Origin of the sequence: Saccharopolyspora spinosa NRRL 18395 (genome assembly GCF_000194155.1) — a bacterium.
In the GTDB taxonomy this organism is placed as follows: domain Bacteria; phylum Actinomycetota; class Actinomycetes; order Mycobacteriales; family Pseudonocardiaceae; genus Saccharopolyspora; species Saccharopolyspora spinosa.
In genome coordinates this window covers 421,309-446,234 of the sequence record NZ_GL877878.1, presented here as the reverse complement: position 1 = coordinate 446,234, position 24,926 = coordinate 421,309, and the positions used below count along the sequence as shown (strand labels likewise).

Here is a 24,926-nt window from a genome sequence, read left to right as displayed (position 1 = left end):
AATTCCCTTGCATGGAAAGAGTAATTCCACGCTTGCCGAGAGCTCAGTCCTCCAACTGCCCCTCCAGCTCCAGGTACACCGCGCGGAGGTCGTCGAGCACCGACGCGTCCGGCTCGGCCCACAGGCCGCGCTCGGCCGCCTCCAACAGGCGTTCGGTCATGCCGCGCAACGCCCACGGGTTGGACTTCCGCAGGAACTGCTGCACCTGTTCGTCGAACACGTACGACTCGGCGAGCTTGGTGTACATCCAGTCGTCGACCACACCGGCGGTCGCGTCGAAGCCGAACAAGTAGTCCACTGTGGCCGCGAGCTCGAAAGCGCCCTTGTAGCCGTGCCGCTGCATGGCCGAAATCCACTTCGGGTTGACCACGCGGGCCCGGAAGACCCGCTTGGTCTCCTCGCCCAGCGTCCGCGTCTTGACCGCGTGCGGCACCGCCGAGTCGCCGACGTAGGCGGCCGGGTTCTGCCCGGACAGCGCGCGCACCATCGCCACCATGCCGCCGTGGTACTGGAAGTAGTCGTCGGAGTCGGCGATGTCGTGCTCGCGGGTGTCGACGTTCTTCGCCGCGACCTGGATGCGGCGGAACGCCGATTCCATGTCGGTGCGCGCCTCGCGTCCGTCCAGGCCGCGCCCGTAGGCGTAGCCGCCCCAAGTCGCGTAGACCTCGGCGAGGTCGGCGTCGCTGCGCCAGTTTCGGGCATCGATCAGCGGCAGCAGACCCGCGCCGTAGGCGCCCGGCTTGGAGCCGAAGATGCGCGTCGAGGCGCGCCGGTCGTCGCCGTGGTCGCCAAGGTCGGCGCGGTAGTGCGCGGCGACGTAGTTGTCCTCGTCCGGTTCGTCGAGTTTGGCCACGGTCTGCACCGCGTCGTCGAGCAGCGCCACCACGTGCGGGAAGGCGTCACGGAAGAATCCGGAAATGCGGACCACCACGTCGATGCGCGGCCGGCCCAGCTCCGCGACCGGAACAACGTCGAAGCCGGTCACCCGGCGCGAGGCGTCGTCCCACACCGGGCGGCAGCCCAGCAGCCACAGGATTTCGCCGAGGTCGTCGCCCTGGGTGCGCATCGCGGAGGTGCCCCACACGGTCAGCCCGACCGAACGCGGGTACTCGCCGGTGTCCTCGCGGTGGCGCGCCAGCAGCGAATCGGCCAGTGCGGAGCCGACGTCGAAGGCGTTGCGGGACGGGATGGCCTTCGGGTCCACGGAGTAGAAGTTGCGGCCGGTGGGCAGCACCGAGATCAACCCGCGCGTCGGCGATCCGGACGGACCGGCCGGAACGAAGCCGCCGCCCAGCGCGTGCAGGACGTGCTCGACCTCTTCGGTGGTGCGCGCCAGCCGCGGCGCGACCTCCGTGCAGGCGAAGCGCAGCACCTGCACGACCGAGTCCAGCGGCGCGCCGATAACCCCGGCGACGACCTCCTCGGCCGCCGCGGCCTGCCAGCCCGCTTCGGCCAGCGCGACGATCAGCTTGCGCGCCAAGGATTCCAGCAGGTCCACGGCGTCCGACGCTGATACCGAAGGTCCTTCTACCAGCTGCGTCAGCGCGCTCGGCACGTCGGCCCCGGCACCCGGTTCGGCCAGCAGCACCTGCTCGTCGAGTCCGAAGTGGACGGCCAGCGCGGACCGCAGCCCGGGCAGCGCGCCGACCTTTCCGCCGAAGACCTGGCGGGCGCGCAGGATCGCGAGGACGTCGTTGACCAGCTCCTCGCCCAGCGGCGCCCGGCCCAGGATGTGCAGGCCGTCGCGGATCTGCACGTCCTTGATCTCGCACAGGTACCCGTCGATGTGCATCACGAAGTCGTCGAAGGACTCCGCGTCGGGCCGGTCCTCCTGATGCAGGTCGCGGTGCAGCTCCGCGGAGGTAACCAGCTCCCAGATCTGGTTGCGCAGCGTGGGTTTCTTCTCCGGGTCCAAGTCTGCGACCAGCGCATACTCGTCCAGCAGCTGCTCCAGCTTGGCGATGTCGCCGTAGCTGTCCGCCCGGGCCATCGGCGGGATCATGTGGTCGACCACGATGGCGTGCCCGCGGCGCTTGGCCTGGGTGCCCTCGCCCGGGTCGTTGACGATGAACGGGTAGATCAGCGGCAGCTCGCCCAGCACCGCGTCCGGCGCGCAGTCCGCCGCCAGCCCCAGGCCCTTGCCCGGCAGCCATTCCAGGGTTCCGTGCTTGCCCAGGTGGATCACCGCGTGCGCGCCGAACTCCTCGGCCAGCCACCGGTAGGCGGCCAGGTACTGGTGCGACGGCGGCAGATCCGGGTCGTGGTAGATCGCGATCGGGTTCTCCCCGAAGCCGCGCGGCGGCTGGATCATCAGCACCACGTTGCCGAAGCGCAGCGCCGCGACGTAGATCGAGCCCTCGTCGTCGACGTACAAGCTCCCGGGCGGGGCGCCCCAGTGCTCCGTCATGGCCGCCCGCAACGACTCCGGCAGCGCGTCGAACCACTCGCGGTAGCGGGTGGCGGGCACCCGGATCGCCGCCTCGGACATCTGGTCCTCGGTCAGCCACTCGACGTCGTGCCCCCCTGCGGCGATCAGCCGGTGGATGAGGCTGTCACCGTCCAAACCGGACACGTCCAGCCCGCTGAGGTCGTAGCCCGCGGCCTCCAGCGCACGCAGCAGCACGACGGCCGATGCTGGGGTGTCCAGGCCGACGGCGTTGCCGACGCGGGAATGCTTCGTCGGGTAGGACGACAGGACCACGCCGAGCCGCTTGTCCGCGTTGCCGACGTGGCGCAACCGGGCCAGCGACACCGCCGTTCCCGCGACGCGGCGAGCGCGCTCCGGATCGGCGGCGTAGACCGGGATGCCGTCCTCGCCGCTTTCCTTGAAGGAGAACGGAACGCTGATCAGCCGACCGTCGAACTCGGGCACCGCGACCTGCATCGCCGCGTCCATCGGCGACAGCGCCGCGTCGCTTTCCTCCCACACAGCCCGACTGGTGGTCAGGCACAGGCCCTGCAGGACCGGGATGTCGAGCTCGGCGAGCGCACCTGCGTCCCAGGAGTCCTCATCGCCGCCCGCGCTCGCGTCCGCCGCGACGGAACCGCCTGCGGCGAGCACCGTCGCCACCAGGACGTCGCAGCCTTCGAGCAGTTCGCGCAGGCCTGCCGCGTCCGACAGCCCGCGCAGCGAGCCGCAGAACACCGGCACTGCGTTGGCACCGGCGTTTTCGACCTGCTCGGCAAGGGAATCCACGAATCCGGTGTTGCCCGCCAAGGCATGGGCCCGGTAGAAGACGATGCCCACCGTGGGCCGCGCCGGGTCGTGCGGCCGGGAGCCGTGGCGGCCGAACTCGGGCGTCTTCTCCGGCGCGGCGAAACCCTCTCCGGTCAGCAGCACGGTGTCGGAGAGGAACCGGGCCAGCTGGGCGAGGTTGTTCGGCCCGCCTTCGACTAGGTAGGCCAGCGCCTGCGTGGTCACCCCGGCGGGCACGGTGGACAGTGCCATCAGCTCGGCGTCCGGGGTGGCCTCGCCACCGAGCGCGACGGTGGGGACGCCGGAGGCGAGAACCGCGTCGAGGCCCTCCTCCCAGGCCCGGCGGCCGCCCAGCAGGCGGACCACCACGACGTCCGCACCGACGAGCAGTTCCGGGACTTCCTCGGGGGTGACGCGGGCGGGGTTGGCAACCCGGTAGCCGACGTCCGCGGCGCGGGCGGCCAGCAGGTCGGTGTCCGCAGTGGACAGAAGCAGGACACGGGTTGTTTCGCGGGCAGGCTCGCTCACGGTCGTCCTCTCTCGGGGTGCGCGCCCCGGTGGGGTCACGGCGGCCGGAGTGTCCTGGCTCCCGGATCGCCGCAGGTCCCCGCCTTCCCGCCCGCGGGCGGTGGCACGTGGGGCTGCTCCCCGGTCACAGTGGCGCGACCACCCCGGATTCGCACCGGGTTCCTCCGCAACACCGCCGTCTTGCTCGTCGCCATCCTAACGGCCACCCCACCCAGCACCAGGCCTCCGTCGAAGGTCACCTCGTCGCTGGTGAACCCCGTGAGCGCTTTGCGAGCGATAGAGGCTGCCACCAAACGCGTCCTACGTAGCGCTGCGGGCAGCGGAACCTCAGATGCCATCCGGACTCCGGGATCCCCACGCTTGCGTCTGCCCATTGGCAACACGTTCTACCTGGAAGTCCCGGTGGCAACCCCCAGCGGGAGCAGTCTGATCCTGTCTCGCCAAGACCGCGAAGCGAACGGACTGCCCACCCCAATAGACGGTCCGTTCACTCCACACACCCAACGCAACCCCCAGCACACCCACCCGAAGCGAACGGACTGCCCACCCCAATAGACGGCACAAACGGTCCGTTCACTCCACACACCCAACGCAACCCCCAGCACACCCACCTGAAGCGAACGGACTGCCCACTCCGGTAGACGGCACAAACGGATGCTCCTATAGATGTCAAGCGGCGGGTGCAAGGTCGTTTTGAGTGACTTGTGTGGTGGTCAGGGCGTGGTAGACCTCGCGGGCGACGAATCGTTTGAGGCACGCGGAAAGCATGAGCAGCGCGCCGTTCTACACCACTGAGGCGCGGTGGGGCATCCGCGGCAGCGGGCTGGAGCTGCACGACGCGCTGGCACGCGGGCGGGTGACCGCAGGCGGCAAGAACTTCCCGGTGCCGGGCGGGATGCTGGAAACAGCCGAGAACCTGCGCCGCGAGTACGAGATCTCGCGTACCGAGCAGGACGAGCTCTCGGTCCGCTCGCAGCAGCGCGCCGCCGCCGCGCAGCAGGCCGGGCGGTACGACGACGAGATCGTGCCGGTGACGGTGCGTTCCCGCAAGGGCGACACCGTTGTCGACGTGGACGAACACCCGCGCCCGGATACCACGATGGAAAGCCTGTCGGCGCTGAAGCCGGTGCTCGGCAAGTCCGACCCGGAGGCGACGGTCACCGCAGGCAACGCCAGCGGGCAGAACGACGCCGCCGCCGTTTGCGTGGTGACGACGCCGGAGCGCGCGGCGGAGCTCGGACTGCGCCCGCTGGTGCGGCTGGTGTCCTGGGCGCGGGCTGGCGTGCCGCCGCGCACGATGGGCATCGGCCCGGTCCCAGCGACCGCGAAGGCCTTGCAGCGCGCCGGAATCGGCCTGGCCGACGTCGATCTGATCGAGCTCAACGAGGCATTCGCGGCGCAGGTGCTGGCCTGCACCCGCGAGTGGGAGTTCAAGCCCGCAGACTTCGACCGGCTCAACGTCAACGGCTCGGGAATCTCGCTGGGCCACCCGCTGGGCGCCACCGGCGGCCGCATCCTCGCGACATTGTCCCGCGAGATGCACCGCCGCGAAGCCCGCTACGGCCTGGAAACGATGTGCATCGGAGGCGGCCAGGGCCTCGCCGCTGTCTTCGAACGCATCTGAATCCCGTTTCCAGACGCATTCTGCGTGTCACGGCGGTGCTGCGCCGAACACCCGTGAGGCGTTTGGGTTGCTATAGCCATAGCTATCCAAAAGGCTCACGGGTTCGTGCGACAGTTCCGTCTCCGCGGGTCTGCCGTGAGCGTTTTGGGGCTTCCGTTCGAGGGTCAGACCCACCAGCGGCGTCACTACACACATCATCACTGTCCGTTCACTCCACACACCCAACGCAACCCCCAGCACACTGACGTGAAGCGAACGGACTGTCCACTCCGGTAGACGGCACAAACGGTCCGTTCGCTTCAACCAGCGCATTCCGAAACGGCCTCGGCAGCACCCAGAGGGCACAGATGCGGATCTGTCGTTCTGCCGGGCCAGGTGGGGGTCAGTAGCCCGCGGTGCGGTCGATGACGCCGAGGAGTGGTTGGCCTGCGAGGCGGCGGCGGACGTTTTCCTCCACCCGCCGCGCCAGCGCCGGGACCAGCAAGGACTTCGGGTTCGCCGAGTGCGGCGAGATGATCGCGCGCGGGTGCTGGAACAGCGGGTGTCCGTCCGGCAGCGGCTCCGGATCCGTCACGTCCAGCGCCGCGCCACCGATACGCTCCGCGTCCAGCGCCTCGACCAGCGCGTCGGTGTCGACCAGCGATCCGCGGGCAACGTTGATCAGCCACGCGTCCGCTTTCATCCGGGACAGTGCGCTTGCGTCGACCAGCTTCGCCGTCTTGGCCGTCGCGGGCGCGGCGACCACGACGAAGTCCGACTCCGCGAGCAGCCGGTCCATCCCAGCCTCGTCGTCGGCCGGCCAGGTCCAGGCCGCCCCGGCGACCGGCTTCCCGGACCGGTTCACCGCCAGCACCCGAACGCCGAAGGGCTGCAGCAAATCGATCAGCGCCCGGCCGATGCCACCGGCGCCGATGATCCCGACCGTGGCGCCGAAGAGGCTGAGCATGCCCGCCGGTCGCGCCCAGTTCTCCGCGCGCGCCATCGCGTGCAGCTGCCGCGCCCCGGTCAGCATCAGTCCAAGTGTGTGCTCGGCGACGGTCTGGGCGTAGGTGCCCGCCGCGGAAGTGAAGGTTATCCCGTCGCGCAGCGCGCCGGCGGCGACCCACGCTTCGATTCCGGCCGATGGGAGCTGCACCCATTCCAGGCCAGGGTGGTCGAACTCGGCGAACCGCTCGGGGCCTGCGCCGTACCAGGTCAGCGCGGTGGCCTCCGCGGCCGGGCTGATCTCGGCGCCTGCCGCCACGACGGCCGCCGTCAACTCTGGCGGGGCGACCGGACCAATGTGGACTTTCACGACTTCGTCACCTCGGCCTCCTCGACCAACTTCGCCAACTCGGGCAGCTGCTCGGCATCCTCCAACGCCGAACCGACCGCAACCACGGTGGCCCCCGCCGCGAGGAACTCCGGCGCGTTGCGCGCGTTCATCCCGCCGGTGGCCACCATCCGCAGGCCGGGGAACGGCCCGTGCATCGCCTTGAACCAACCGGCGCCCAGTTCGGCGGCCGGGAACGCCTTGACCCACGACAGCCCGAGCCGGTGGGCTTGCTGTATCTCGCTGGGCGTGGCCGCGCCGGGCAGGTGCGGCACGCCGAGTTCCGCGCTCAGCCACACCACTTCGGGATCCAGCCCCGGCGCCACGGTGAATGCCGCGCCCAGTTCCTTGGCCGTGTGCACCTGCTCCGTGCTCACCACCGTCCCGGCCCCCACCGGCCGACCCCGCAGCACGCCCGCCTGCACGGCCGCGCGCAGCGACGGCTCGGCGCGCGGCGTCTCGATCGGCACCTCGACGGCCTCGATGCCCAGGTCCCACGCCAGTTCGGCCAGTTCGACGGTCCGCTGAGGGTCCATTCCGCGCAGGATCGCCATGACCGGACCGGTGAAAAGCTCGTCGAAGAAGCCCACGATCACTCTCCCTTCTCGGCTGCAGCAACGCCGCCGAAGCTGAGGCTGCACCACTGCTGGTCGTCGTAGCCCGACCATTCGGCCACCGCTGCGCGATCCGGCAGTGCCATGTGGTCCTCGGTGCTGAGCAGGCTGTGCGCGGCCAGGATGTGCCCGAGCCGCAGGCAGCGGACGCCGTCTTCGCCGCGCAGCACGCCGGAGAGGTACCCGGCGGCGAACGCGTCCCCGGCGCCCACCGGCTCGACCACCTGGACCTTCGGGGCCGGCACGATCACCGTCTCGGCACCCAGCGCGTAGGCGGCGTCGGCGCCGTCCTTGACCACGACGGCGCTCGGCTGGTCCAGGAGTTTCCGCACGTCCTCGGCAGTTTCGACGCCCCAGAGGGTGGTCGCCTCGTCTAGGCCGACGAACACCACGTCGGCGAGCTGGGCGAGTTCACGCAGCAGCGGTCCGGCCTGCTCGACCGGCCAAAGCGCGGGGCGGTAGTTGACGTCGAAGGTGATCCGGGCGCGGCGTTCGCGGGTCAGCAGTCGCCGGACGAGCCGTTCGCAGCTGGCGGAGAGCGCGGGGGTGATGCCGCTGATGTGCAGCAGCCGGGGCGCGTCGAGCTGCTCGTCGCCGAGGAAATTTTCGTCCATTGTGGACGCCGCAGAGCCCGCCCGGTAGTAGTGCACCTTGGTGGCGGACGGGCCGGGGTCCTTGAAGTAGACGCCGGTCGGCGCGTCCGGGCACACCTCGACCAGGCCGGTGTCGACCCCGGCGGCGGCGATGGCCGCGACCATGCGGCGCCCGAGCGGGTCGTCCCCGACCCTGCTGACCCAGCCGACGCGGTGCCCCAGCGCGGCGAGGTGGATGGCCACATTGGACTCCGCGCCACCTGCGGAGAGGGTGAACGTCGCGGCTTGCTCCAGAGGCACCGGGGCAGCCGGGGCGACCAGCGACATCGTCTCCCCCAGGCACAGCACCTCGGGGGCGCTGCTTTGCTCCGCCACGTTCGCCTCCTCGATTCCACGGCACTCGTCGCCGGACAGCTTAACCGTTCATCGCTGCGAAATGCACATATCCATTGCGCTCCTTGCAACAAGATTGACTGCGGCGTGCGCTGCCGTGGTGGCGAACGGCAGGCCTCTAGGCTGAGAATCCGGTGATCACGCACACCCCGATGAAAGGGAGGCTGCTCGAATGAGCTTGGAGCGCCCGATCGATCCGGACCCGTACTCGCTGCTGCCCTCGGTTCCGGCGTTCACCGTCACCTCCGACGACGTGACCGACGGTCAGCCGATGGCGCAGGCCCACGCCTACGACGGCATGGGCGTCGACGGCCAAAACCACTCGCCCCACCTGCGCTGGACCGGTTTCCCGGAGACCACCAAGAGCTTCGTGGTGACCTGCTTCGACCCCGACGCGCCGATCCCGGGCGGCTTCTGGCACTGGGTGCTGGTCGACGTGCCGGCCGACGCGACCGAGCTGGCCACCGACGCGGGCAACCGCAACGGGCAGGGCATCCCGGCCGGGTCCTTCCACGTCGCCAACGACCTCGGTGAGCGCGCCTTCGCCGGCGCCGCCCCGCCGCCCGGCGACCGGCCGCACCGCTACTACTTCGTGGTCCACGCGGTAGACACCGAGAAGCTCGGCGTGGACGAGAACGCAAGCCCGGCGGTGGTCAGCTTCAACCTGGCCTTCCACACCGTCGCGCGCGCCGTCATCACCCCCACCTACCAGCGCTGACGGCGCAAGCCGACAACTGCAACACCCTTTCGCGAGCCGTGCCGCTCCGGGCCTTCCCGGAGCGGCACGGCTCTTTTCGCGCGCCAAGATCGCCCGATCGAGATGTATCTGAAACGGCCCCTCGCTCCTCTTTAAGAACAGGGAGGTTCTCGGACGTCAGGAGATCGGGATGAGCGTGCTGCCGGGTTCGTTCGCCGCGCTGGTCGCCGCCGGGGTGGCCGCGCTGCTGTTCGCGCCGTTCGTCGCCGGTGAGCACCGGACGCACGGCGAGTTGCGCGTGGGCGTCGCGATGCAGCGCTTCGCCGTGCTGCTCTACGCGTTCGGGCTGGTTTCCTACGTGTTCCTGCCGTTGCCGACCGGTGCGGCCTGCTTCGCGCCGCAGTGGCGGCCGCTCGCCGGGCTGACCAACCCCTCGATGCTGGGGCAGTTCGCGTGCAACATCGCGCTCTTCGTCCCGCTGGGTGCGCTAGCGCGGGGCGGTTGGCCGACTGCGGCGCTGGCCGGCTTGGTGACCTCGGTGCTCGTCGAGTTGACCCAGCTGACCGGGTTCTGGTTCGCCTTCCCCTGCCCGTACCGGGTTTTCGACGTGGACGACATCCTCGCGAACACCACCGGCGCGCTGCTCGGCGGCTTGCTCGCACCACTCCGGCGGCGCCTGCCGACCGGCACCAGCGGACGGCCAGCGGCGGAACCGCGCCCGGTCACCGCCGCCCGGCGACTACTGGGCATGTGTTGCGACGCACTGGTGCTGTGGCTCCTCGGCGTGGCCTGCGCCCGGGCCGTGGACATCGCGCTCCGGCTGACCCGAACCGCCCCGACGCGGTGGTGGGAAGCCGCCGCGCTGTGGCTCGCGCCAGCCGCGTTGTCGCTGGTCGCGATGCTGATCGGACACGGCAGCTCGCTCGGCCAGCACGCGGTGATGCTGCGCGCCAGAGCTCCCGACGGGCGCCCCGCACCGGCGGCCATGCTGTGCCGTTGGGCGGTCGGCATCGGCGGACTGGCCGTGGCGCAAGGCGTGGTCGAGGGCTCGTTTGGGGAACCGAGTGCTGTGCTCGGCGTGTTGTGGTGCACCGCGCACGCCTGGGGTGTGACCAGCACCCGAGATCACCGCGGAATCACCGGGCTCGCTGCCGGGTTGCAGGTGATCGACGCCCGACGAAGCCAAGGTGCGCCGCACGCGGCGCGCTCGATTTGAGGCAGGATGGACCAGTGCGGCACTTCGATCTAGTCATCATCGGCTCCGGCTCCGGAAACTCGATCCTCGACGACCGGTTCGCCGACTGGGACGTCGCGATGGTCGAGAAGGGCGTCGGCCCCAACGACGCCTACGGCGGCACCTGCCTCAACGTCGGCTGCATCCCGACGAAGATGTTCGTGCACACCGCCGACGTGGCCAGCGCCCCGGCCAGCGGCGCGAAGCTCGGCGTCGACCTCGAACTGCGCGACGTGCGGTGGCGCGACGTCCGGGACCGGATCTTCGGCCGCATAGACGAGATCTCCGCCGGTGGCCGGCGCTACCGCGCAGAGGACAACCCGAACGTCACCCTCTACGAGGGCATCGCCCGGTTCACCGGCGTCAAGCAGCTGACCGTGGACACCGCCACGGGCCCGGAGACGATCACCGCGGACCGCTTCGTGGTGGCCGCCGGTGGCCGTCCGGCGATCCCGGACATCCCGGGCCTGGACCAGGTCGACTACTACACCAGCGACACCGTGATGCGGCTCGACGAGCTGCCCACTCGGATGATCATCATGGGCACCGGGTTCGTCGGCGCGGAGTTCGCGCACGTGTTCTCCGCGCTGGGCGTCGAGGTGACCATGATCGGCCGGTCCGGCCGGGTACTGCGCTCGGAGGACACCGACATCTCCGCGAGGTTCACCGAGCTCGCGGCCCAGCGCTGGGACCTGCGGCTGAACCGCAAGGAGATCGCGGTCGAGCGCGATGGCGACCTCGTCCGCCTGCACCTGGAGGGCCCGGAGGGCACCGAGGTCGTGGCGGCCGAGGCGCTGCTCATCGCAGTTGGCCGGGTACCCAACGCCGACCTGCTGGAGGCAGCCGCGGGTGGCCTCGAACTCACCGCCGACGGCAAGATCAAGGCCGATCTGACCCAGCTGACCTCGGTGGACGGCGTCTGGGCGCTGGGCGACATCAGCTCCGACCACGAGCTCAAGCACGTCGCCAACCACGAGATGCGCGTCGTCCAGCACAACCTGCTGCGCCCCGACGAGCCGATCGAGTCCGACCACCGGTTCGTGCCGCACGCGGTGTTCTCCGCCCCGCAGATCGCCTCGGTCGGCCTCACCGAGCAGGAGGCGCAGCGGCGCGGAGTCGACTACGTGACTTCGATCCAGGACTACGCGGGCATCGCCTATGGCTGGGCTATGGAGGACACCACCGGCTTCGCCAAGCTCCTAGCCGATCCGGAGACCGGTCAGCTCCTCGGCGCCCACATCATCGGCCCGCAGGCTCCGACGCTGCTGCAGCCGCTGATCCAGGCGATGCAGTTCGGCCTGGACGCCCGGACGATGGCCCGCGGCCAGTACTGGATCCACCCGGGCATGCCGGAGCTGGTCGAGAACGCCCTGCTCAACCTGCCGCTGAAGTAACGCCGCCCGCATCTGCCGCCCAGGACCGGGCGGCAGATGTGTTCCGCGTCATCTTGAGTAATTCCAGTTAATTCGTCAACTTGGGAGGATTGGGGCTGCCCGAAAACCCCGCCGCCGCCCGGTGAAACGGCGTGCGACAGCCCGGAACGCTCAACGGACAAAGGAGTTTGACTGTGCTTCACGAACGCCTCGAACCGGTCTACGAGAACGTGGTCCAGCGCAACCGCGGCGAAGACGAGTTCCACCAGGCAGTCCGAGAAGTACTGGAGAGCATCGGTCCGGTCGTCGACAAGCACCCCGAGTACGCCGAGCAAAAGATCATCGAGCGAATCTGCGAGCCGGAGCGGCAGATCGTCTTCCGGGTGCCGTGGGAGGACGACTGCGGCGAGGTGCAGATCAACCGCGGCTTCCGGGTGGAGTTCAACAGTGCGCTCGGCCCGTACAAGGGCGGCCTGCGGTTCCACCCGTCGGTCTACCAGGGCATCGTCAAGTTCCTCGGCTTCGAGCAGATCTTCAAGAACGCCCTCACCGGGTTGCCCATCGGCGGCGGTAAGGGCGGCGCGGACTTCGATCCGAAGGGCCGCTCCGACCGGGAGGTCATGCGGTTCTGCCAGAGCTTCATGACCGAGCTGCACCGGCACATCGGCGAGTACACCGACGTGCCCGCCGGTGACATCGGCGTCGGGGGCCGCGAGATCGGCTACCTGTTCGGCCAGTACAAGCGGATCACCAACCGCTACGAATCCGGGGTGCTGACCGGCAAGCACCTGTCCTTCGGCGGCGCCCGCGTGCGCACCGAGGCCACCGGCTTCGGCTGCGCGTTCTTCGTGCAGGAGATGCTGTCCGCCCGCGGCGAGTCGTTCGACGGCAAGCAGGTCGTGGTTTCCGGATCGGGCAACGTGGCCATCTACACGATGGAGAAGGTGCACCAGCTCGGCGGAACCGTGGTGGCCTGCTCGGACTCCTCCGGCTACGTCGTCGATGAGAAGGGCATCGACGTCGAGCTGATCAAGCAGATCAAGGAGATCGAGCGGGGTCGCATCAGCGCGTACGCTGGGCGTCGGCCGGGCGCGAAATTCGTTGCGCAGCGCAGCGTCTGGGAAGTGCCGTGCGACGTGGCGATGCCGTCGGCGACCCAGAACGAGCTCACTGCGGACGATGCGGCCACCCTGATCGCCAACGGCTGCGTGGCCGTTGGCGAAGGCGCGAACATGCCCACGACGCCGGATGCGGTGCGCGGCTTCCAAGAGGCCGGCGTGGCGTTCGGCCCGGGCAAGGCGGCCAACGCCGGGGGCGTGGCCACCTCCGCGCTGGAAATGCAGCAGAACGCATCCCGCGACAGCTGGAGCTTCGAGTTCACCGAGAAGCGGCTCGAGGAGATCATGAAGGACGTGCACGCCCGCTGCTACGCCACCGCCGCGGAGTACGGCATGCCTGGCAACTACGTCGCGGGCGCGAACATCGCGGGCTTCACGAACGTCGCCGACGCGATGCTCCGCCTCGGCCTCGTCTGACCGGGCGATCAACGCCCATCACGCCCACCCCAGCTCGCTCATCAAGCGAGGTGAACGGTCCGTTCGCCCCAGTAGGCGGAGCGAACGGACCGTTCGCCTCAACAGCAGGCGAGGTAAACAGGCCGTTCGCTCCCCCTGCCGGAAGCGTCAGATGGTGCGGGGACGTCCCGCGACTACGCCGAACACCGCCTGGACCGCGACGATCACCACGATCGCCGTCAACGAAGCCGACCAGCCGCCGGTCTCGTCGTGCAGCACGCCGAACAGGAACGGCCCGAACGACGAGATCAGGTAGCCGATGCTCTGCGACATCGCCGACAACGACGCGGTGTCAGCGGCGTTGGCGGTGCGCAGCGAGATGAGGACAAGCGCCAGCGGGAACCCGCTCATGCCGACACCGATCGCGAGCGCCCACACCACCGGCATGGCCAGCGGAGCCCACAGCAGTCCGAGCAGGCCGGTGAGGGTCATCACCGCGAGCCCGATGGCCCACCAGGACTGGCTGCGGCTCCTGGTCACCAGCGGCGGCAGAATCATGTTGATCGGCACACCGATCAGCAGCAACAACCCGAGCAGCATGCCTGCGGTCGTGCTGTCCATCCCGGCGCCCTTGAACACTTCAGGCATCCAGCCCATCAACACGTAGGCGACCAGTGCCTGCAGCGCGAAGTAGATGGTGATCACCCATGCCAGCGGGCTGCGCAGCAGCGAACGCCGCTTCCCCGTCGAAGCGGTGCCCGGCGCCTGACGCGTCGGGAAGCGCCGAGCCGTCGCGGGCACCCACGCGCACAGCGCGGCCAGCGCCACGACCGCCCAGGTCGCCAGCGCCAACCGCCAGCTGCCGGTCGAGGAGTTCAGGTACGGCGTCAGCGCCGAACCGGTCGAGCCGCCCGCCGCCATCGCGGTGGTGTAGAGCGCCGTCGCCATCCCGACGCGGGTCGGGAAGGACTCCTTGACCACCACCGGGATCAGTACGTTGCACATCGCGATCGCGGCGCAGACCAGCACTGTGCCGCCCAGCACCGTCCACGGTCCGTCGACGACCCGCAGCAGCATCGCGGCGGTCAGCACCGCCAGCGACGCGCCGATGACCTTGTTGATGCCCATCCACCTTGCCAGCAGCGGAGCGCCGAAGCCCGCGACCCCGAAGCAGAGCGTGGGCACCGAAGTCACGACGCTCGCCCACGTGCTGGAAGCACCGAGCGACTCATGCACCTCACCGAGCACCGACGCCAGGCTGGTGACCGCCGGGCGCATGTTCGCCGCCGCGAGCACAACACCTGCCAGCAGCAGCCCTCCCCCGGCTGCGGCAGCGTGCCGATTGGGGAAGACCGCCTCGGTGGCACCCTCGTTCTCGACGGCGAGGGCATCCGGGTGGTGCTGGGCGGCGAGTCGGGTGGCATCCTGGTCAGCCAAGTGTTCGGGGACATGGGGTTGTGGCTTCGTAGACATCGCGACCTAGTATGTCAAACGTAGGATGTTTGGACGAAAGGACCTGTCAGTGCCTTTGGTCACCACCAAGCGGACGGGGCTGGTCGATCAGGTCATCGCCCAGATCCGCGAGCTCGTATCGTCCGGGGAATGGCCGATCGGCGAGAAGATCCCACCCGAGACCGAGCTCGTGGGCGCACTCGGCGTGGGCCGCAACACCGTCCGCGAGGCGGTGCGCGCGCTCTCCCACGCCGGGCTGCTGGAGGTGCGGCAGGGCGACGGGACGTTCGTGCGCGCCACCAACGAGATCTCCGGGGCGGTGCGCAAGCTGTGCGGCCCCGAACTGCGCCAGGTCCTGGAGGTCCGCCGCGCGCTTGAGGTCGAGGGCGCGCGGCTGGCGGCCGGGGCGCGGACCGACGAGGACCTGACCGGGCTGGAGGCCTGCCTGACCATCCGGAACGAGGCGATGCGGCGCCAGGACAGCACGGAGGTCGCCACCACCGACGCCGAGTTCCACCGGCTGCTGGTCGCGGCCTCGCACAACCCGGTGCTGATCTCGCTCTACGAAGGGATCCGCGAGACGGTGGCATCCAGCGTCGCGACCGCCCTCAACCGGGACGCCCAGGCTGAACTGGTCTCGCACGCCGAACTGCTGGCAGCGGTGCGCGACGGCGACCCCCGCCCCCTTCCTCGACGAACTGCTCAGCCAGATGGGCTCGGAGAGCGCGGCGGAGCAGCTCGATTGATCGCCGCCACTCCGAAGGCGTCGGCTATCCGGCCGACGAGTCCGGCCAGTAGTCGGTCCCAACGTCGAACGCGTCGCCACCGGTCGGCACCACCCAGGAGGCCGCGATCACCCCGGCGGCGAAACCACCGGTGGTGGAACGGGTGCGCGCGGGTTGCAGCCACACCGACGGCGCGCCGAAGCGGGTGATCACGATCTCCTCCCCCGATTCGGCGCGGTCGAGCAGCTCCACCAACCGCTCGCGGGCTTCGTCAACGGTGAACTCGGCAGCCATGTCCTCGACGTTACCCGCGTCACAACTCGTTGAGGCGACCTTCCACCGACGCTCGCGGCTCTCGCGCGACCGGAGCACCGGCCGACACCGGCCGACACCGGCACAGTTTCATTTGAAACTGCGGTGCACCGCCGGGAGCCCGGCGGGCGCGCCGTGGTCAAGCAGGCGGCGCAGGGCATCGGTGTCCAGGTGGTTTTCCACCAGGTCACCCAGCAGATCCAGCTGCCCCGCGCGGACCTCGGCGAAATCCGTGTCGTCGGCCGGTTCGAAACCGTCCCGCCCGGCGCGCCGCGCCGCCCACCACAGGAAGGCCCGCCGGAAGGCGTTGTTCTCGAACAACCCGTGCCAGTGGGTGCCGAGCACGGATTCCGCGATACCCCCTTCGGCCCGTCCGTCGGGCAGGGTGACCAGCGGCGTCAGGTCGCCGCGGCGCACTGCGGCACCATAGTGGATCTCGTAGCCCTCGACAGGCTCGCCGAAGGCCTCGCCGCGTGGCCTGGCCAGCGTCTTCTGCGGCGCGAACTCGATCTCCAGCTCGAGCAGCCCGAGTCCGTCGACCGCGCCGGCCCCGGACTCGACCTCGTCGACGATTCGTCGGGCCAGCATCTGGAAGCCGCCGCAGATCCCGACCACCGGCAGTCCGGCGCGGGCGTGCGCGCGGATCGCCTCGGCCAGCCCGCTGCTCCGCAACCAGGCCAGGTCGGCGACCGTCGACTTGGATCCGGGCAGCACGACCAGGTCCGCATCGGCCAGCCGCGAAGGTTCGGTGACGAACCGGACCGCGACGCCCGGTTCCGCGGCCAGCGCCTCCACGTCGGTGGCGTTGGAGATCCGCGGCAGCCTCGGCACCGCGACCCGCAGCCACTGGCCGCCCTTCGGCGGCGCAGGACGCCCGATCACCCCATCGGCCACGTAAGACAACGAATCCTCTGCGTCCAGCCACAGCTCCTCGGCCCACGGCAGCACGCCATGCACCGGGCGGCCAGTCAGCTCGCGCAATTGGTCCAGCCCCGGCTCCAGCAGCGCCGGATCCCCACGGAACTTGTTGATCAGGAATCCGGCGACCAGCGCCTGGTCCGCCGAGTCCAGCAGCGCGAGGGTGCCGAAGATCTGGGCGAACACGCCGCCGCGGTCGATGTCACCGACCACCAGCACGGGCAGTCCGGCGGCCTGCGCGAGACCCATGTTGGCGATGTCGTTGGCTCGCAGGTTGATCTCGGCCGGTGATCCGGCGCCCTCGCACACGACGTAGTCGTACTCCGCGCGCAACCCCTCCAATGTGGACACGACGGTGTCCAGAAGAGTGGCCTTGCGGGCCCGGTAGGACATCGCGGTCACCTCGCCGGACACCTGCCCGAGCACGACGACCTGCGAACTGCGGTCGCTGCCTGGCTTGAGCAGCACGGGGTTGAACCGCACCGAAGGCTCGACGCCGCACGCAGCGGCCTGCACGGCCTGCGCGCGCCCGATCTCGCCGCCGTCGGGCGTGACCACGGAGTTGTTGGACATGTTCTGCGCCTTGAAGGGCGCAACCCGAGCGCCGCCGCGCGCCAACCAACGACAGATCCCGGCGGTACGCTCTTCCCGGCATCCGAGGTGGTCCCGGCAACCAACACCGCATTCACACGTAGTTCCTACCCCATCAACCCGAGCCTCCCGAAGGCACCACCGAACCACCGGCAGCACCTACAGGCCGACCATCCGAGGACCGACGCCGCACGCAGACGCTGCAGTCGGCGAAACCGCACGAAATCGCCGGGCAAAGCAACCGCTAAGCACAGCCGAAAGCCAATGCGGGGAAGCGAAAGCGCGCACTACAACAGCACAATCGCAACCGCGACACTCGAATCTGACGACTTGACGCCGCCCCAAGCGGCGAAGCCGCTTAGCCACCCTCGCAACCGGCACCGCCACGCAAAACGAGCCTGGATCAGGGCAGAGTCAGGATTTCGTTGCCTTCTTCGGTGATTAGGATGGTGTGCTCGAACTGGGCCGTCCAGCTCTTGTCCTTCGTCGTGACCGTCCAGCCGTCGTCCCACATGTCGTACTCGTGGGTGCCGAGGGTGATCATCGGCTCGATGGTGAAGGTCATGCCGGGTTCCAGGACGGTCTGCACAGACGGCTCGTCGTAGTGCAGGATCACCAGTCCGCTGTGGAACGAGCGGCCGATGCCGTGCCCGGTGAAGTCGCGGACCACGCCGTAGCCGAACCGCTTGGCGTAGGACTCGATCACCCGGCCGATCACGTTGAGCTGACGTCCAGGCTTGGCGGCCTTGATGCCCCGCATCAGGGCCTCGTGGGTGCGCTCCACCAGCAGCCTCGCGTCCTCGGAGACCTCGCCGGCCAGAAACGTCCCGTTGGTGTCGCCGTGCACGCCGCCGATGAAACCGGTGACGTCGACATTGACGATGTCACCGTCCTCGATCACCGTCGAGTCCGGGATGCCGTGGCAGATCACCTCGTTCAGCGAGGTGCAGGAGGACTTCGGGAAGCCCCGGTAACCCAGCGTCGAAGGGTAGACCCCGTGGTCGCAGAAGAACTCGTGCACCACAGCGTCGACTTGGTCGGTGGTCGCGCCGGGCTGCACCGCCTTGCCGGCCTCGACCAGGGCCTGCGCGGCGAGTTTGCCCGCCACCCGCATCGCCTCGATCACCTCGGGCGGCTGCACGTCGGGGTCGCTGTTGCGCTTGGGAGCCGGTTTGTCGACGTACTCGGGGCGCTCGATGTGCGCTGGGACTGGGCGACGCGGCGTCTGCACGCCTGGCTTCAACGGAGCTCGAACCGGCATGCCCCCCACTGTAACCGCGTTGCGCTCCCGGACTCCGCGTGGCGGCCACGAACGCACCACACTCGTCCCCCTCGCCGTTGGACCGCAATTTCCATTGAAATTGAAGATCCAATTTCAATGGAAATTGCGGTAGTCCCGTCAGTTCACGCCTGGTGAGGCCGTGGTCAGCCCCGCGTCTTCCGCCGCAGCCAGCAGCGCCGGATCGTAGGAGACGTAGGCGTGCAGGCCGTGCTTGATCTTGCACGCGGAGGCCAGGTGGATGGCGTCCACCGGGCCGACGTTGCAGCGCAGTTCGGTGGCCACGTCGAGCACGTCCTGCTTCACCGGCAGCTGGTCGATCTTCGACACGATGATCGACGCCAGGTCTTCGGCGGCCGGGCTTACCTCACGGAAGGTGCGCAGCACGTCCACCTTCGACAACGCGCTGGTCACGCGGGGGTGTTCCCAGCGCTCGCGGATCCACTGGCTCAGCGCCTTGCTCTCCGGCTCCGGGGCGATCAACTTGATCAGCGCGGAGGAATCGAAGTAGATCAAAGCCGCTCCTGTTCACGCCTGCGCAGCAGCCGGTCGGAGACGTTCGGGGTCGGCGCTGCGGGCAACGGTTCGGGGAGCTCACCGCCTTCACCGGGCACGAGCTCTCCGGCGGCGACGAGTTCGTCGTACAGGGTTTGGTCACGCGTGGGCGGACTTAGCACCGCGACGGTGCGCCCCCGATCGGTCACGAGAATCGATTCGCCGGCGGCGACCCGCTTCAGGTATCGACTGGCGTTCTGCCGCAGCTCACGGACGCCGATCCGCTCCATGTGCAACAAAGTAGCACAATGATCACCACTGGCGATCGCCCCGAACACGTGAAGCGATCAGGCGCCCGCGAGGAAGCGCTTCGCGGCCTCGACGGCCGGGCCCGACGAGCCCGCGTCGGTCACCAGCACCGCGAAGGCCAGGTCGCCGCGGTAGCCGACGAACCAGCCGTGCGAGTGGGTCCCGTCGCCGAACTGCGCCGTGCCGGTCTTGCCCCGGACGTCACCGGAGCCGTTCAGCGAGGTCGCGGTCCCGCTGGTGACCACCTCGCGCATCATCGCGCGGAGTTGGTCGAGGGACTGCGGCGACGGCGGCTGCGGTTCGGCGTCGGCCTTCGTCGGCACGCCCCGGACCAGCGTCGGCACCGGCATCCGCCCTTGGGCGACCGAGGACGTCACCAGCGCCATGCCGAACGGGCTGGCCAGCACCGTGCCCTGGCCGATGCCGTTCTCGGCGCGCTGCACCGTGCTGCCGGCTGGCGTCACCTTGCCGGTGATCGTCGTCGCTCCTGCCATGTCGAAGTCCACGCCGAGGCCCAGCTGCCGCCCCGCGTCGGTCAGCGCCTGCCCGGGCAGGTCGACCGCGAGCTGCGCGAACGACGTGTTGCAGGAACGCGCGAACGCCGTCCGCAGCGGCACCTGGCCGAGGTCGAACTCCTTGTCGTTCGGCAGAACCCGGCCGTCGAACACCTTCTTGCCCGGGCATTCGACCTGGGTGTCGATGTTGACCTTGCCGGACTCCAGCCCGGCGGTCGCGGTCACCGTCTTGAACGTCGAGCCCGGCGGGTACTGGCCGGAAAGCGCCACCGGGCCCTGCGCGTCGGCGGCGGCGTTCTGCGCCACGGCGAGCACCTCGCCGGTGGACGGCTGCATGGCGACCAGCATCGCGGCCTGCGGTACCGGGTCCACCGCCTGTTCGGCGGCGTGCTGCGTGCGGTCGCCGAGGGTCACGTTGGTCGGCGCGACCGGCTTCTCTGGGACGTCGTGCAGCTCCGCGGCCTCCTGACCGGCAGCGTCGAGCGTGACGACGCGCCACCCGGCGTTCGCCTCGACCTGCTCGTCGACCTTGCGCGCGACGCCCGCGAGCACCTGCGTGCCGTACCCGCGCTCGGTGGTGACCAGCCGCGTCTGGGCCGGGAAGCGCACGCCCGGCAGGTCGTAGATCTGCGCCTTGACCTTGTCGTAGTCGCTCTGCCGCAGCGTGACCACCGCGTAAGGCTGGCCCTGCGGCGTTTTCGCCACGCCGTCCAGGATGGACTGCTGGGTGATCGCGGGCTCGACGGTGCTCAGCGCGCTCGCCAGCGAAGACGCGACCGCCGGCACGTCACCGGCTTCCGGCCGGCTGAGGCTCACGGTGACCAGCCGTTCCGGGCCCATGAGCTGCTTGCCGTCGCGGTCCAGGACCGGCGCCGGATCGGGCCGTTGTTCGCGGAAGGCGATGGTCTGCCCGGCGGCGAGTTGCGGGTGGATCACCGCTGGTGCCCAGCGGACCTTCCAGCCCTGATCCTGCTCGACGAGCTTGAGCTCGGTCGAGTAGTTCCAGACCTTGCCCGCGCCGAAGTCCCAGGACATGTCGAACCGGGCAGTAGGCACCCCCTGGGCGTCCTCGGTCACCTCCCGGACCGTCGCGTGCGCGGCGGTCGGCGACAGGTTCCGCCGAGCCGCCTCCAACGCCTGCCGGGCCTGGTCGGGCGCGTCGGTCTGGTTCGCCGCACCGGCTGCGTCGCCTGCCGCCACCGCGTTCACGAAGGACGCGGCCACGTCCTCTTCAGAGGGTCCGGTGCTGCAAGCGGCCAACGGCGACAGCAGCAATGCCGCCGCGCCGGCCAAGATCCGCGAGGAAACCATGTCCGCGAGTATGCCGAAACCTCCCGAAACGTCCACACCTCTTTTTCCGGCGGGGCACTCGCGTTCGGGCCACACCGACCAGACAGACGACAGTTTCGATTGAAACTGTCACCGAACACACCACACGAGAAACAGCAGTTTCAATTGAAACTGCTGCGGAACTCCACAGTGGATGATCAGAGGAGGACGGTGCCGAAGGATCCGACCTGCTGGAAGCCGACCTTCCGGTAGGCCAGGCGGGCGGCGGTGTTGTAGCCGTTGACGTACAGGCTCGCCGTGCGGCCCAGGCCGCGCACCAGCCGGTCCGCCACCGCAGCCGTTCCCGCCGTGCCCAGTCCGGTGCTGCGCCGGTCCGGATGCACCCAGACGCCTTGGATCTGGCCCACGGTTCGGGACAACGCGCCGATCTCGGCCTTGAACACCACCTCGTCGCCCTCGAAGCGGGCGAACGCCCGGCCACCGGCGATCAGGTCGGCGACCCGCGCGCGGTAGCTCGCCGCGCCGCCGTCGCTGGACGGGTCCACCCCGACTTCCTCGGTGAACATCGCGATCGCCGCAGGCAAGTAGCGGTCCAGTTCGTCCGGGCGCACCGGGCGCACCAGCGGGTCCGGGGCCACCCGCGGCGGTTCGGAGAGCGCCATGAGCGGCTGGTCGGCGCGCACCTCCCGCGCCGGGCCCCACTGCGCCGCCACCTCGTTCCAAAGCGCGAGCACCTGCTCGGCCGGGCCGACCAGCGACGAGCACACGCGGCGTCGGCGCAGCGCGCGGTCGGCGAAGGCGCGCATCGCGGCGGGCCCGCCGCGCAGCGGGATCAGGTTCGCGCCCGAGAAGCACATCCCGGTGAGCTTGTTGCCGTAGCCCCAGAGTTCGCCGCCGAGGCGCAACGGGTGGACGCCGACCTCCTCGACGCGCGCGGCCACCATGCAGGCCGCAACCGGAGCGGAATCCAACACGGAACGGACCAGCAGCGCGTCGCGTTCCTCCAACAGCCGTGCACCGGCGAGCTTGAGCACCTGCCAAGACTGCCAGAAACCCCGGTCGAAGAGCCTCCCCTGCCGATATGCACCACACCTACCCGAACGTGCACTCACCCGTTCGGAGCAGTCCGATCGGCGGAACACCGCCGATTCACCGCACCGGAACGCGCGAACGCCCGGAAATCCGAAGACCGGCCCCCTGAATCGGGGACGGCCGGTCGCGGCGAGATCAGCTGACGGTGACGACCGGCGCGCCGGACTCGGCGTCGGCGGGTTCCATGTCCTCGGCGATGCGCATGGCCTCCTCGATCAGGGTCTCGACGATCTGGTGCTCCGGCACCGTCTTGATCACCTCGCCCTTGACGAAGATCTGGCCCTTGCCGTTGCCCGAGGCCACGCCGAGGTCCGCTTCCCGCGCCTCGCCCGGCCCGTTGACGACGCAGCCCATGACCGCGACCCGCAACGGCACCTCCATGCCCTCCAGGCCGGCGGTGACCTCCTCGGCGAGCTTGTACACGTCCACCTGCGCCCGTCCGCACGACGGGCACGACACGATCTCCAGCTTCCGCGGCCGCAGGTTCAGCGACTGCAGGATCTGGGTGCCGACCTTGATCTCCTCGACCGGCGGCGCCGACAGCGACACCCGGATCGTGTCCCCGATGCCCTGGCGCAGCAGCGCGCCGAAGGCGACCGCGGACTTGATCGTGCCCTGGAACGCCGGGCCTGCCTCGGTGACGCCGAGGTGCAGCGGGTAGTCGCACTGCTCGGCGAGGATCTCGTAGGCGCGCACCATCACGACCGGGTCGTTGTGCTTCACCGAGATCTTCAGATCGTGGAAGTCGTGCTCGGCGAACAGGCTCGCCTCCCACAGCGCCGACTCGGCCAGCGCCTCCGGGGTCGCCTTGCCGTACTTCTGCATCAGCCGCGGGTCCAGCGAACCGGCGTTGACGCCGATCCGGATCGGCGTGCCGTGGTCCTTGGCGGCCTGCGCGATCTCCTTGACCTTGTCGTCGAACTTCTTGATGTTGCCCGGGTTGACGCGCACCGCGGCGCAACCGGCTTCGATCGCCGCGAACACGTACTTCGGCTGGAAGTGGATGTCGGCGATGACCGGGATCTTCGACTTCTGCGCGATGGCCGGCAGCGCCTCCGCGTCGTCCGCGCTGGGGCAGGCCACCCGGACGATGTCGCACCCGGCGGCGGTCAGCTCCGCGATCTGCTGCAGCGTGCTGTTGATGTCCGCAGTGACGGTCGTGGTCATGCTCTGCACGGAGACGGGGTGCTCACTGCCCACCCCGACCGCTCCGACCTGTAACTGCCGGGTCTTGCGCCGTTCCGCGAGCACCGGAGCCGGGGACGCGGGCATGCCCAGATCGACGGTCATCGATTCCTCTCCACCTCTTCTGGTGTTCTTCGCGCGACTCGCGCCGCCTCGCACCACGATACCGGCGCACGTTCATCCGGCGGGACGTCGTGGGGTCGAACGTTCGGTGACCATCAGCGCCCGTTCACGTCGGGTTAGGAGCACCGTCGCGCGCCGGTCAACCACCCGATCCATTAACCGCCGTGGCGAGCGGCCGAAGCCGTTCAACACCGGCCGACACGCGTTCCCGCGATCCCGCAGCCGCTCGGCATGCGAGTGAAATTCACATCCTATGCCGTTCCCCCGCCGCGCGGCTAGAACAGCTTCACCGGGTTCACGACATCGGCGACCAGGACCAGCAGCGAGTACGCGATGAAGATCAGGCTCACCGCGTACGCCAGCGGCATCAGCCGCGCCGTGTCGAACGGGCCCGGGTCCGGCCGCCGCACCAGCTTGGCGAACCCTCGGCGGAGACTCTCCCAGATCGCGCCGGCGACGTGGCCGCCATCCAGCGGCAGGATCGGCAGCATGTTGAACACGAACAACGACAGGTTCACGCCCGCGAGCAGGTTGAACATCATGATGATCCGGGCGTCCACGCCGTAGTCGTCCGAGGCCAGCACCTCGCCGCCCAGCCGGCTCGCGCCGACGATGCCCACCGGCGAGTCCTGGTGCCGTTCACCGCCGAAGATCGCGTTGATCAAGTCGGGCACCCGCTGCGGCAACTCGACGACCTTCTGCGCGGTGAGGCTGACGAAGCCGCCGATGGTCTTCGCCACGCCGCCGACGTCCTGCTTCACCAGCTGCGACGTCGGGGTCAGGCCGAGGAAGCCGACCTTCTCGTACTCGCTGGTCGAGTTCAGCTTCGGCCGGTCGGTCTGCATCAGGTTCGCCTGCAGGGTCAGCTGCTGGCCGCCGCGGTCGACGACCACCGGCACGGTGCCGGCGGAGCGCCGGATGGCCAGTTGCAACTCGTCCCACGAGGCGTAGGGCTTGCCGTTGAACTCCAGGATCCGGTCGCCGGGCCGGAAGTCGGCGGCCGCGGCCGGCGACGGCGGCGCATCCGCCGGGCACTGCTCGGTGTTCGGGGCGGTAGCGGGGAGCACGCACGCGCTGACCGACGACACCGTCGTGGTCGGCGTGTTGATGCCGTGGCCCATCAGGATCGCCGCGAAGATGCCGACCGCCAGGATGAGGTTCATCACCGGCCCGGCCAGCATCACGATGACCCGCTTCCACGGGCTGCGCTGGTAGAACTGCCGGTGCGCGTCCTCGGGGGTGATCTCCTCGGCGGACATCTGGCGGGCGTCCTCGATCATCGCCCGCCACGGCGCGGACGACGCGGTGCGCCCGTACTTCTCGTCCTTCTTCGGCGGAAACATGCCGATCATCCGGATGTAGCCGCCGAACGGGATGAGTTTCACGCCGTACTCGGTGTCGCCCTTCTTGCGCGACCAGATGGTGCGCCCGAAGCCGACCATGTACTGGGTGACCTTGATCCCGAACAGCTTCGCTGTCGCCAGGTGCCCCAGCTCGTGCCACGCGATGGAGAACAGCAACCCGAGGAAGAAGATGATGATGCCAACGACGACCAGCATCTA

General features: G+C 69.5%; 17 protein-coding genes, 3 pseudogenes and 1 riboswitch. Of the genes and pseudogenes, 6 read left to right on the top strand and 14 right to left on the bottom strand.

The genetic code is table 11. The features are described 5' to 3' along the window. Positions 1-43: 43 nt before the first annotated feature. The gene (gene cobN, locus SSPN_RS0102220; protein WP_010306137.1) at positions 44-3,724 is read right to left on the bottom strand and encodes a cobaltochelatase subunit CobN; all 3,681 of its coding nucleotides are present in this window, start codon (positions 3,722-3,724) and stop codon (positions 44-46) included. 48 nt (positions 3,725-3,772) lie between these two features. After that, positions 3,773-3,888: riboswitch (cobalamin riboswitch) on the bottom strand. 593 nt (positions 3,889-4,481) lie between these two features. Between cobN and SSPN_RS42045 the strand changes: the two are divergent. Next, positions 4,482-5,348, top strand: a pseudogene (locus SSPN_RS42045) (acetyl-CoA C-acyltransferase); the annotation flags it as partial. A gap of 382 nt (positions 5,349-5,730) precedes the next feature. On the opposite strand, the gene SSPN_RS0102210 reads toward SSPN_RS42045, so the two are convergent. The 3 genes from SSPN_RS0102210 to SSPN_RS0102200 are packed head-to-tail and all read right to left on the bottom strand — an operon-like array spanning position 5,731 to position 8,242. Then, a complete protein-coding gene (locus tag SSPN_RS0102210) occupies positions 5,731-6,642 on the bottom strand; it encodes an NAD(P)-dependent oxidoreductase (RefSeq protein ID WP_010306133.1) in 912 nt (303 codons plus the stop codon). Beyond that, complete coding sequence (locus SSPN_RS0102205; protein ID WP_237710419.1) at positions 6,639-7,250, bottom strand: bifunctional 4-hydroxy-2-oxoglutarate aldolase/2-dehydro-3-deoxy-phosphogluconate aldolase; 612 nt, start codon at positions 7,248-7,250, stop codon at positions 6,639-6,641. The genes SSPN_RS0102210 and SSPN_RS0102205 overlap by 4 nt, the downstream gene beginning before the upstream one ends. A 2-nt stretch (positions 7,251-7,252) precedes the next feature. Next, complete coding sequence (locus SSPN_RS0102200; protein WP_010306125.1) at positions 7,253-8,242, bottom strand: sugar kinase; 990 nt, start codon at positions 8,240-8,242, stop codon at positions 7,253-7,255. 190 nt (positions 8,243-8,432) lie between these two features. Here SSPN_RS0102200 and SSPN_RS0102195 point away from each other — a divergent pair, with 190 nt between their 5' ends. From SSPN_RS0102195 to gdhA, 4 genes are all read left to right on the top strand, one after another. Then, a complete protein-coding gene (locus SSPN_RS0102195) occupies positions 8,433-8,978 on the top strand; it encodes a YbhB/YbcL family Raf kinase inhibitor-like protein (protein WP_010306121.1) in 546 nt (181 codons plus the stop codon). A gap of 169 nt (positions 8,979-9,147) precedes the next feature. Next, positions 9,148-10,173: a VanZ family protein gene (locus tag SSPN_RS42040; RefSeq protein WP_010306116.1), complete on the top strand. Its 1,026-nt coding sequence runs from the start codon at positions 9,148-9,150 to the stop codon at positions 10,171-10,173. A gap of 14 nt (positions 10,174-10,187) precedes the next feature. Next, positions 10,188-11,585: a mycothione reductase gene (locus SSPN_RS0102185; RefSeq protein WP_010306112.1), complete on the top strand. Its 1,398-nt coding sequence runs from the start codon at positions 10,188-10,190 to the stop codon at positions 11,583-11,585. Positions 11,586-11,758: 173 nt separating this feature from the next. Beyond that, positions 11,759-13,099, top strand: coding sequence for an NADP-specific glutamate dehydrogenase (gene gdhA / locus SSPN_RS0102180; RefSeq protein WP_010306107.1), 1,341 nt, complete (start codon positions 11,759-11,761; stop codon positions 13,097-13,099). A gap of 147 nt (positions 13,100-13,246) precedes the next feature. Here the strand turns inward: gdhA and SSPN_RS0102175 are convergent, their stop codons facing one another. After that, a complete protein-coding gene (locus tag SSPN_RS0102175; protein WP_010306105.1) occupies positions 13,247-14,515 on the bottom strand; it encodes a CynX/NimT family MFS transporter in 1,269 nt (422 codons plus the stop codon). A gap of 85 nt (positions 14,516-14,600) precedes the next feature. Here SSPN_RS0102175 and SSPN_RS42035 point away from each other — a divergent pair, with 85 nt between their 5' ends. Then, the gene (locus SSPN_RS42035) at positions 14,601-15,464 is read left to right on the top strand and encodes a FadR/GntR family transcriptional regulator (protein ID WP_337466310.1); all 864 of its coding nucleotides are present in this window, start codon (positions 14,601-14,603) and stop codon (positions 15,462-15,464) included. 10 nt (positions 15,465-15,474) lie between these two features. On the opposite strand, the pseudogene SSPN_RS62050 reads toward SSPN_RS42035, so the two are convergent. The 9 genes and pseudogenes from SSPN_RS62050 to SSPN_RS0102125 all read right to left on the bottom strand — a co-directional run. After that, positions 15,475-15,549, bottom strand: a pseudogene (locus SSPN_RS62050) (type II toxin-antitoxin system Phd/YefM family antitoxin); the annotation flags it as partial. Between the two features lie 108 nt (positions 15,550-15,657). Then, a pseudogene (locus SSPN_RS0102160) lies at positions 15,658-17,174 on the bottom strand (cobyric acid synthase). Between the two features lie 305 nt (positions 17,175-17,479). Next, positions 17,480-18,337: a type I methionyl aminopeptidase gene (gene map / locus SSPN_RS0102155; protein ID WP_010306096.1), complete on the bottom strand. Its 858-nt coding sequence runs from the start codon at positions 18,335-18,337 to the stop codon at positions 17,480-17,482. 138 nt (positions 18,338-18,475) lie between these two features. Then, entirely contained in the window at positions 18,476-18,871 is a 396-nt protein-coding gene (locus SSPN_RS0102150) for a type II toxin-antitoxin system VapC family toxin (RefSeq protein ID WP_010306093.1), read from the bottom strand. Further along, positions 18,868-19,140, bottom strand: coding sequence for a type II toxin-antitoxin system Phd/YefM family antitoxin (locus tag SSPN_RS0102145; RefSeq protein ID WP_010306091.1), 273 nt, complete (start codon positions 19,138-19,140; stop codon positions 18,868-18,870). The genes SSPN_RS0102150 and SSPN_RS0102145 overlap by 4 nt, the downstream gene beginning before the upstream one ends. Before the next feature lie 57 nt (positions 19,141-19,197). Further along, positions 19,198-20,985 carry a penicillin-binding transpeptidase domain-containing protein gene (locus tag SSPN_RS0102140; protein ID WP_044573203.1) on the bottom strand — a complete coding sequence of 596 codons (1,788 nt, stop codon included), beginning with the start codon at positions 20,983-20,985 and terminating at the stop codon, positions 19,198-19,200. Between the two features lie 176 nt (positions 20,986-21,161). Further along, on the bottom strand, positions 21,162-21,998 hold the full coding sequence (locus tag SSPN_RS0102135; protein WP_010306083.1) for a GNAT family N-acetyltransferase: 837 nt from the start codon (positions 21,996-21,998) through the stop codon (positions 21,162-21,164). A 193-nt stretch (positions 21,999-22,191) separates the two neighbouring features. After that, a complete protein-coding gene (ispG, locus tag SSPN_RS0102130; protein ID WP_010306079.1) occupies positions 22,192-23,346 on the bottom strand; it encodes a flavodoxin-dependent (E)-4-hydroxy-3-methylbut-2-enyl-diphosphate synthase in 1,155 nt (384 codons plus the stop codon). Between the two features lie 293 nt (positions 23,347-23,639). Beyond that, entirely contained in the window at positions 23,640-24,923 is a 1,284-nt protein-coding gene (locus tag SSPN_RS0102125; RefSeq protein ID WP_010306075.1) for a M50 family metallopeptidase, read from the bottom strand. Positions 24,924-24,926 lie beyond the last annotated feature (3 nt).